The organism is Micromonospora sp. NPDC005161, assembly GCF_053599855.1.
Genome location: NZ_JBSFYQ010000091.1, coordinates 1 through 9039, shown reverse-complemented (window position 1 = coordinate 9039; position 9039 = coordinate 1). Strand labels below are relative to the sequence as shown.

Genomic DNA, 9039 nt, shown 5'->3' with positions numbered 1-9039 from the left:
CAACCGGCCCCGCAAGATCCTTGGCTGGAAGACCCCGGCCGAGGTCTTCGCCGAGCAACTACGCTCACTACAACAGCCCCGTGTTGCAACGACCGGTTGAATCCGCCCAGTACACCAGCGCCCAGTACGCCCGCCTGGCCAACCAGCACCGGATCCAGTTGTCGGTCGGACGTAGGGGTCAATGCTGGGATAACGCCGTGGCCGAGTCGTTCTTCTCCACCATCAAGGCCGAACTGCTCGACCGGCGGGCCTGGCCCACCCGCGCCGCCGCCCACAAGGCGATATTCACCTGGATCGAGACATCTCACCAACATTGTCTGTCAAGCCGAGACATCTGCGAGGTTGGTGAAGGCTCTGGCCGGGTCGTAGATGGTGCCGTGTTGCAGGCAGTGGTGCAGCTTGCCGAGCATGAGGTGGAACAGCCGGCGTAGTGCGGCAACGTGGCGGTCGCCGGCCTGCCTGCGGGCGCGGTAGCGGGCGTTCCAGTGCGGGTCGTGCCGTACTGCGGCCAGCGCCCACACGTAGCCGGTAGCGGCGATCCGATCGTTCTTCGCGCGGCGGGCGTGCACGAAACTGCTCTTGCCTGACGCGCGGGTCACCGGCGCCGCGCCGGCGAAGGCCCGCAGTGCGCGGGCGTCGGCGAATCGGCGCCGGTCGTCGCCGATCTCGGCCAGCAGGCGCGCGCCCAGTTGCACTCCGAGGCCGGGCACACTCGTCAAGATCTTCGCGTCCGAGTGCGCGGTGAACACCTCGTCGATGCGGTGTTCCAGCTGTTCCAGCGTTTGGCAGACCGCCTCGAGCTGCCGGACCAAGCCCTGCAGCTGCAGGCCCATCGCGTCCTCCACGGCTGCGGGCTGGCGCATCTGCTCGCTGCCGAGCAGGCCGTGCAGCTTGTCCGCCTCAGCGGTGATGCCGCGCTGCCGGCCAGCCGTGCGCAGCAGCGACGCCAGATCGTCTGCGGTCAACCCCGCTGCGGTGGCAGGTGTCGGCGCGGCAGTCAGGATGGTCCGGGCGGATGGCGAGTCCAGCCGATGCCGCCCACCGCGCTCGAACGCGTCAAGCGCGGCGGGGAAGAACATACGCAGCACCGTCCGGATCCGGTTGGTGATCGTGACCTGGTCCCACGCCGCGTCCTGCTGCGCTCGAGTCAGCACGCGCAGCGATTTGAGTAACTCGCTGTCCTGCGGCAACGGCCGGTGCGCCTCGACGTCGGTGCGCAGGATGTTGGCCAGCACCATCGCGTCGAACGCGTCGGACTTGCCCCGCGACGACCGGTAGCGGTCTCGATAGCGTGACACCGCCAACGGGTTGATCGCGAACACCTGTCGGTCGGCGGACCGCAGCCCCGCGACCAGCAGTCCCTGACTCGTCTCGATCGCTACCGGCAGCTTGCCGCCTTCAGGGTCATGCTCGGCAAGCAGGGCCAGGACCTGGCTCAGCCCTGCGGCGTCATTGCTGATCCTGGCTGAGGCCACGACGACGCCGTTGTTGTCGACCAGCGCCATGTCGTGGTGATCCTGCGCCCAGTCGATCCCACACGCTACCGCTGTCACCGCGACTCCTCTCTGTCTCAATCCACAGCGAGGCGCGACGCCCTAATGGACAGTGCTTGCCGCACGACATCTCACGAGCCGTTCGCCTCGCCACCGGTGGCGCCCGTACTCGCGCAAGGCTCTCGGCCTGCGACCAATTCAAGGCTCAGCCCGCCGGCGATCTACGGGCAGATCATCCTCGTCGACCACCGCGGCCGCCGCGCCCCACGCCGAAACCAGGGTCCAGCCCTTAACGTTGTTACAGGGGTCAACAGCGGCCACGATCCTCAACAAGGCGCCGATCTCGATTCCCAGGCTCGACGGCCAACGGCTGGTACGGGCGTCCTCTGTTGCCATTAGGGCTGGTACAACACCCGACGTCGCCACTCCACCCTCGGCTACCTCAGTCCCGCCGCCTACGAAGCCACCGCCCGTGAACGGGCGACCAGCAAGGTAGCTTGAAACCTCATCGACCCTGTCCGTCGAATCGGGTCAACCCCACACCGACGAGTCGGTCGGCCGCAAGCTCGGCCGTTTCGCGCGCACCGTGCGCCGCATCGTGGCCGAGCTGACCGATCGGATCGAGGTGACCAGCCGTCTCCAGGCGGGCGCCGAGGCTGGCTGTAGCGGACTAGCTAGACCAGCTCCAGCGCCGCCGCGTCAGTCGGGGCCCGCGGGCCCCGACTGGGCCGCCCTTCCGCTCAGTCGGCCCCGGAGATCAGGGCCAGGCCGGTCTGCGGATCCACCCGTTTCGCCAGCTCCGGCGCCACTTCCGAGATGATGACCTCCAGCGTCGGCCAAACCTGGCCGCGCAGCAGATGCCCGCCGACCGTGCTTCCGTCGGACCGTCCCAGCACCGTGTGCACGTGCAGGGCTGGTTCGCCGTTCTGCTCGGCGACGTCGCCGAGCAGGGACAGCACCTCGACCTGCTCGGTGACGGGGATCCGGCGGTAGTCGCCGGCGTTCCGGTCGAACCAGCCGACCTCGGCGTCGGCGAAGGCGCCCACGGCGGACACCCGGGCGGCGAGCAGCCGCTGCTCGCGCAGGGCCGCCAGAATGGCGGCGACCGCTTCCTCTTCCTTGTCGCAGATCACCACCAGGACCCGCCCGGTCTGGTGGCGCACCTCCCGCACCCTCATTGTCATCTCCCATCGACGTTGACGTTCCAGGACGTCGAAGTAGTGGTTTCCGTCGGCCGACACCCACCCGTTCGCGGCCCCGGCGGCACACACCGCCGTGGCGCAGCGAGCACGAACCAGCCGGCGGTTCCCGTTTCGGGCAGCGCCGTCCGACGCTGCCTCTCGCGGCGGTGTCGAGAGTCACCAGGGGTCGGGGCGGTGGCCGGCGGTGCCCCGGGGGTGGCCGCCGGCCCGCTGCATCAAGGTTCGCAGCGGGGATCGTTTGCTAGACCCGGACGATGGGGGTGTCGACGAGGTGCTCGGCGATGAACCACGTCTGGAGTTCGTTGGTGCGGATCACGTTGGACACCAGCATGTCGTTGCTTCCGTCGTCGCCGCCCTCTGCCACCCGCGCCGCAGCGTCGTGCGCGTCGTTGAGGATCAGCTCGTGCGCCTCCAGCAGGCGCGAAAGCATCGCCGGCACTTCCTCGGCACCGTCGGGCGGGCGCGGCACCCTGGTCAGTTCAGCGACGTGACGCGGATCCCCCACCGCGATCCCGCCGAGCGTCTGAATACGCTCAGCAACCATGTCGACCAGTTCCAGCTGTTCGTCCGCGTGCTTGTCCAGCAACAGATGAAGCTGGTAGAAAGTCGGACCGCGCATGAGCCAGTGGTGCTTCTTGTAGAGCGAGTGCAGAATCTGGGTATCGGCGAGGACCCTGTTCAACCGCTCACACGAGTACATCCGCGCGTCATGAGAAAAGCCGATCGGTAGCTGCCGCACGGTTCCGAACGCCTGGATCTCGCGGCCGTGCTGGTGCAACAGCGGCTGGCTGTCCGACTGGACCTTCTGCTGCGACATGCTGTCTCCTCCGCGTCTTCCCGACTGTGGGCCTCGTCTGTCGCCGCCAGCCGCGCTCGGCAGCCGGAGCGGGCAGCCGGTTCCAACACGAAGCGTAGGCGGCTGGGAACCCGGGGATGGCCGCAATCCGGCAGCGACTCGAGGTCCGCCCGGCCGCTCGTACCCCCCATTCCGGTCAAGCACCCGCCCCCGCCGGCCTACGCTGCGTGGTAGACGGAGTACGGGGGGTCAGATGGCGCAGACGCAGCGGGTGGCCGTACTCGGGCTCGGCGGCATGGGACGGCCCATGGCGGCGAACATCCTTCGGGCCGGCCTACCCACGGTGGTCTGGAACCGCCGCCCGGACCCGGCCCGTCAGCTCGGCGAGCAGGGTGCGGAGGTTGCGGATACTCCGGCGGACGCGGTACGTCGGGCGGACGTGGTGATCACCATGGTGACCGACGCGGACGCAGTCCTCTCCATCGCCGACGATCAGGGAATGCTGGCCGTCATGGCGGACGGCGCGATCTGGGCCCAGATGAGCACCATCGGGATCACCGCCACCGAACGCATCGCCGGGCTGGTGAGTGAGCGACGCCCCGATGTCGTGCTGGTGGACGCGCCGGTGGCGGGCAGCCGGGGCCCGGCGGAGAAGGGGCAACTGGTCATCCTCGCCTCCGGTCCGGAACAGGCCCGGGACCGGATCGCCCCGGTGTTCGACGCGATCGGGAAGCAAACCGTCTGGGTCGGACCGGCCGGGGCCGGCTCCCGGATCAAGCTGGTCAACAACCTCATGCTGGCCTTCATCGCCGAAGGGCTCGCCGAGTCGGTCGCGTTCGGTGACGCCCTCGGGCTGGACCGCTCGGCCGTGATGGGCGCGTTGCAGGGCAGTCCACTGGTCTCGCCCTGGGCCGCCGAGAAACTACAGCGGATTGGCCGGGACGACTACTCGGCTCATTACCCGCTCTCCCTCGCCACCAAGGACGTCAACCTGGCCCTGCGTGAAGTCGACGTCGACCGGTTCCCCGTGGCCAACAGCCTGGCCGCCGAGTGGCAACGGGCGGTGGAACACGGGCTCGGCGACGAGGACCTCACCGTGATCACCCGCGCCCTGCAGCACTGAGCAGAGACCATGGCGAATATTCTGATCACCGGAGCTGGTAGCGGACTCGGCCGGGGCGCTGCGCTCGGTTTGGCACAGGCGGGGCATCACGTCATCGCCAGCGCCGAGATCTGGTCCCAGGTCCGTGACCTGCGGTCCGAGGCGCAGCGACAAGGTGTGCACCTCGACGCGGCAAAGCTCGACGTGACCGATGAGATCGATCGCAAGCATGCCTTCGGCTACGACGTCGACATTCTGGTGCTCAATGCCGGTGTCCAGGAAGCGGGCTCCGTCGTGGAGATACCCATGGAGCGGGTCCGCCGGTCCTTCGAAGTCAACGTCTTCGGTCACCTGCAACTCGTCCAGGGCATCGCCCCGCAGATGCTCAACCGGGGTAGCGGAAAGATTGTCTGGCTGTCATCGGCTGTCGGTATCCGAACCAGGCCCTGGGTCGGCATCTATGCCGCGACCAAGCACGCCATCGAGGCTCTGGCCTGGGCGATGAAAATGGAACTGGGACCGCGGGGCATACGAGTGGTCACCATCAATCCGGGCCCATACCGCACCGGCTACAACGACACCGGCGTCGAGGCGACGTTCCAGTGGTGGAACGACACGAGCGCCTTGCTGGAACGCCCGGACTTCAGTGACTACCTCGACAGCCAGTACGACCCTCAAGAGATGATCGACAACATGGTCCGCGTAATTCCCATGGACCACCACCCATATCGGACCGTGTGCCCCGCGGTCAGCCTGGAGCAGGACAAGGAATTTGAGGCCCAGGTCTGGACGTCCAAGGTCTGACGCCCAGCGATGGCTCCCGTGTCGATTCGGCCAGGCCACCGCTTGAGCGGGAGGCGGCATGAACGGCGTGAGCGCGGGAAGATTTGGTCTCCCGCTCAGGCGACGCGCACGAAGCCAAGGAATCCGTCCTGTCTGGGCGGGTGGTGGTTCGGCTGCTGGTGGTGCTGGCCGCCGCGTCCGGCTGCCTCGACGTGTTCTGCCTGACCCGACTCGGTGGTTTCTTCGCCAGCGTGATCACCGGCAACCTGGTGCAGTTCGGCCATGCGGTCGCCACGGCGGAGACCCCCCTGTTGGCGGGCGGGGCGACCGCGGTGGGCGGCTACGCGGTGGGCGTGGCGGGCGGGACCCTGGCGCTGCGCCACGTCGAGCCAGGCTGGCGCCGCCGTACCGGAGTGGTCGCGGCGGCCGAGGCGGTGCTGCTGGCCGGTGTCGCGGTGGGCTGGTCCGCCGCCGGAGCGCGCCCCGAGTACGCCGGCGGTCTGGCGCTGCTCGCCGGGGCCCCGGTGGCGAATGGGATGCAGAGCGTGGTCACTATCAGCTCCGGGGTGCGGGGCGCCTCGACGACGTACCTGACCGGCTCGCTGACCGGCGTGGTCCGAAGCGTGGTGCTCGATCCGCACCGGTTCGCCGCCGGCGCGGGCGGCATCAGCCGGCTGCTGGGGCTGCTCGGTGGCGCCGTGCTCGGCGCGTTGACGCTGCGCGTGGCGCCGGTCTGGGCGCCCGCCCTGGCGGCGGCGCTGGTGGTCCGGATGATGCCCAGGGCCCGGTCCAGGTCGTGGCCGAGCAGCGTACGGAGGGCGAACTCGGAGGTGAGACGGCCAGTCAACTCGGCCAGCAGGGCCATCGCGTCGTCGAACGCGTCAGCGCCGCCGTCGGCGACCGCCTTGATGGCGATCGCGCTGGTGACCGGCCAGATCAATCATCCGCCGAAGGGCAGCCGCCCGTGTTTCCCGGGACGGATGGTACGGGCGAAGGCCGGGTATCCGCCGGGGAGGTCCGCCAGGAGGGCGTCTCTGAGTAGGTCGCTCCGTTGCCGCAGCGGGCGGTTCGCGAGGTCGCCGGTGGCGGCGCAGAGCGCAGGGTTATGCGCCAGAGGGCGCTGTTGGCGTCGCGGTCGCCACCGCGGTGCAGGCGGTGGCGGTCGGTGCGTCCTGAGCTGGCGGGGATGGGGGCGACGCCGCAGAGGCGGGCGAAGGCCGCTTCGGAGTGCAGTCGGTGGGGGTTGTCGTCGGCGGTGACGAGGAGTTGCCCGGCGGTGTCGATACCGACGCCGGGAGCGCGACCAGGTCGGGGGCCACGGCGGTGACGAGGTTCGTCAGGTGGCTGTCGAGGTCGTCGATTTCGGTTTGCAGGGCCTGCCAGCGCCGGGCGAGGCTGCGCAGGGCGACTTTGGTGGCGGTGGCGGGATGCGGTGCTTGCCTGCCAGTCCACGCGCTGGGAGCCAAGGTCGATGATGTCCAGGCCGGCACGGGACTGGGTGGGTGGCGTGTGGGGGTTATCAGACGGCGGGCGGCTCGGTAGCGTTGGGCGTGACGGCGGCCGATGGGCCGGTGGTGCATCCCGCGCTACGAGGAGGTTCGGGATGGATTCCATGCCGGAGTTGACTTTCGGGCAGCGTTTGAAGGTCTACCGCGAGCGGTCCGGGAAGACTCGTGCGGTGCTCGGCGGGCTGGTGGGTCGGAGCGCCGAGTGGGTCAAGGCGGTGGAGACCGATCGGATTCTGCCGCCGCGTGTGCATATGCTGGATCGGATCGCGCGTGCCCTCAGGATCGACGTTTCTGCCTTGGTCGGGGAGTTGAGCGACCGGTCTGCCGCGGTCAACGGGCCGGAGCATCCGGCGCTGGCCTCGGTCCGGGAGGCCGTGAACCGCTTCACGCTCACTGGCGACGTCCCCGCCGAGTCGTTGTACAGCCTCAGGGAGCGACTGGTGGGGGCGTGGCGGGCACGCCATCAGGCGTCGGACCACCGTACGGTGCTGGGCAGTCTGTTGCCGGGTCTACTGCGGGACGTGCAGCGTGCCGCGTTGGCGTACGAGGGTGACGAGCGGCGGCAGGCGCAGGCCCTGTTGGCCGAGACGCTCGGGCTCGCGCAGATGTTCGTTGCCTACCAGCCCGCCGCTGAGCTGCTGTGGCGCATCGCCGACCGTGCGATGGTGGCGGCGCAGGAGTCCGGAGACCCAGAGGCGTTGGCATGCGCGGGGTGGTTCATGTGCCAGGTGCATCGGGACGCCGGCGACTGGGACACCGCGATGGCCGTGACGCTCGACGTCCTGTCGACGCTGGAATCGCGTACGGCCGACGGGAGCACAAACCTGCTCGCGCTCTGGGGTGCGCTGAACTTCGAGGCCGCCTACACCGCCGCTCGTGCGGGTGAGGAGGGCCGTGCCTGGCGGTATTGGGATCGTGCGGACCGGGTGGCGCAGCGCCTACCGCACGGCTTCTACCAGCCGCAGACGTCGTTTTCTCAGGTCATCATGGGCGCCCACGCGGTTTCCGTGGCCGTGGAGTTGCAGAAGTCCGGCGAAGCGGCGCGGCAGGCACGTCGCCACGACGCGGCGGCGATTCCGTCGAGGCCGCGCCGGGCACGCCACCTTATCGAGGTCGCTCGGGCGCACTACGGCAAGGGCGACAAGGAGGCCACCATGGCCACGCTTCGGCGGGCGTACGAGTCGGCTCCGGAGACGATCCGCTTCAACGGCTACGCTCGACGGATCACTCTGGACTTGCTCGACGGTCCGCGGTCCACCCGCGGCGACGCCCGCGACCTCGCGGTGAAAGTCGGCCTCGTCTATTGATCTAGGGGTACGAACCCTACCCCTTCCACCCCGCGACCATACGTAGCGTTTCCCTCACGGGATGCGGCGGGCGGTGCGGGTATCGCCTGGCCGCCGCGTCCCGCTCAGCTGCGGGGGCGCAGAGGCCGCCCTCGTGATCGACGAGGGAGGGTACGTGCAGCGCGTCTCGTACGACGAATACCTCTCGGCTACCGCACTGACTCTCGCCCGCCGGCACCGGCCGGTCTGGTCCTGGCGGAGGTGGCGGCAGGTCTGCCGCTGCGGAGCCGACCTGCCCTGCCGCGCACGGCACCGCATTCCAATCAATCGTGGCCACTGGCCACAGGAGGGTGAGCAGTGAACGACGGCCGGGAGTGGGCGATCCTCGCGGTTTACGTCCGAGGGCTCGCCGGCATGTGCACCGGCTGCCGCGCATGGTGGTCGCGGCTGGCTCCGTACCCAAGCTGGCGAGTGGATTTGGCGACCAGTCGGCAGGCCCGGACGAGTACCGCCCGTTTCCTGGGTGGTGTGCGGTGAGCACCCACGGCCCGGTCATGCCGATCTGGAGCTGCGGAGGCTGCGGCCTGCCATGGCCCTGCTCGACACGGAAGCGGGAACTGCGGGCAGAGTATGCAGACGCTCCGGTGTCGCTGGCCATCTACCTCGGCTCCTACCTTGTCCAGGCTGCCGAGGACATGCCCTGGACGCCGGCCGGCGTGCTGCACCGCCGCTTCCTTGGATGGGCCAGGGCGGCTGATCGGCCGATGCCAGCAGTGTGAGGTCGACCCAAGGCGCGGTGCTGGTGTTTCGACCGGTCCGTTTCCTTGGGCCGCCTCCCGAACCCGGCGTGCCAGTCGTCCTGGCACCGG

9 protein-coding genes and 2 pseudogenes are annotated in these 9039 nt (G+C 69.2%); 7 read left to right on the top strand and 4 right to left on the bottom strand.

Going from position 1 to position 9039, the window contains the following annotated elements:
- The first annotated feature begins 80 nt into the window (after window positions 1-80).
- Window positions 81-431, top strand: coding sequence for an integrase core domain-containing protein (locus ACWD5O_RS36485; protein ID WP_450088102.1), 351 nt, complete (start codon window positions 81-83; stop codon window positions 429-431).
- Here ACWD5O_RS36485 and ACWD5O_RS36480 read toward each other — a convergent pair.
- Window positions 321-1553: an IS110 family transposase gene (locus ACWD5O_RS36480; protein WP_450088101.1), complete on the bottom strand. Its 1233-nt coding sequence runs from the start codon at window positions 1551-1553 to the stop codon at window positions 321-323. The genes ACWD5O_RS36485 and ACWD5O_RS36480 overlap by 111 nt on opposite strands.
- Window positions 1554-1898: 345 nt before the next feature.
- Between ACWD5O_RS36480 and ACWD5O_RS36475 the strand changes: the two are divergent.
- Window positions 1899-1994: pseudogene (locus ACWD5O_RS36475) on the top strand (hypothetical protein); the annotation flags it as partial.
- 239 nt (window positions 1995-2233) lie between these two features.
- Here ACWD5O_RS36475 and ACWD5O_RS36470 read toward each other — a convergent pair.
- Entirely contained in the window at window positions 2234-2671 is a 438-nt protein-coding gene (locus tag ACWD5O_RS36470) for a PPC domain-containing DNA-binding protein (RefSeq protein ID WP_450088100.1), read from the bottom strand.
- A 265-nt stretch (window positions 2672-2936) separates the two neighbouring features.
- Complete coding sequence (locus ACWD5O_RS36465; protein ID WP_450088099.1) at window positions 2937-3512, bottom strand: Dps family protein; 576 nt, start codon at window positions 3510-3512, stop codon at window positions 2937-2939.
- Here ACWD5O_RS36465 and ACWD5O_RS36460 point away from each other — a divergent pair.
- From ACWD5O_RS36460 to ACWD5O_RS36450, 3 genes and pseudogenes are all read left to right on the top strand, one after another.
- Complete coding sequence (locus ACWD5O_RS36460) at window positions 3511-4614, top strand: NAD(P)-binding domain-containing protein (protein WP_450088098.1); 1104 nt, start codon at window positions 3511-3513, stop codon at window positions 4612-4614. The genes ACWD5O_RS36465 and ACWD5O_RS36460 overlap by 2 nt on opposite strands.
- Before the next feature lie 9 nt (window positions 4615-4623).
- Entirely contained in the window at window positions 4624-5397 is a 774-nt protein-coding gene (locus ACWD5O_RS36455; RefSeq protein ID WP_450088097.1) for an SDR family oxidoreductase, read from the top strand.
- Window positions 5398-5480: 83 nt separating this feature from the next.
- Window positions 5481-6203 (top strand): annotated as a pseudogene (locus ACWD5O_RS36450) (DUF1275 family protein); the annotation flags it as partial.
- Between the two features lie 109 nt (window positions 6204-6312).
- On the opposite strand, the gene ACWD5O_RS36445 reads toward ACWD5O_RS36450, so the two are convergent.
- Complete coding sequence (locus ACWD5O_RS36445) at window positions 6313-6990, bottom strand: transposase (RefSeq protein WP_450088103.1); 678 nt, start codon at window positions 6988-6990, stop codon at window positions 6313-6315.
- Here ACWD5O_RS36445 and ACWD5O_RS36440 point away from each other — a divergent pair.
- Complete coding sequence (locus ACWD5O_RS36440) at window positions 6980-8191, top strand: helix-turn-helix domain-containing protein (RefSeq protein WP_450088096.1); 1212 nt, start codon at window positions 6980-6982, stop codon at window positions 8189-8191. The two genes, ACWD5O_RS36445 and ACWD5O_RS36440, sit on opposite strands and share 11 nt — an antisense overlap.
- Window positions 8192-8703: 512 nt before the next feature.
- On the top strand, window positions 8704-8949 hold the full coding sequence (locus ACWD5O_RS36435; protein ID WP_450088095.1) for a hypothetical protein: 246 nt from the start codon (window positions 8704-8706) through the stop codon (window positions 8947-8949).
- Window positions 8950-9039 lie beyond the last annotated feature (90 nt).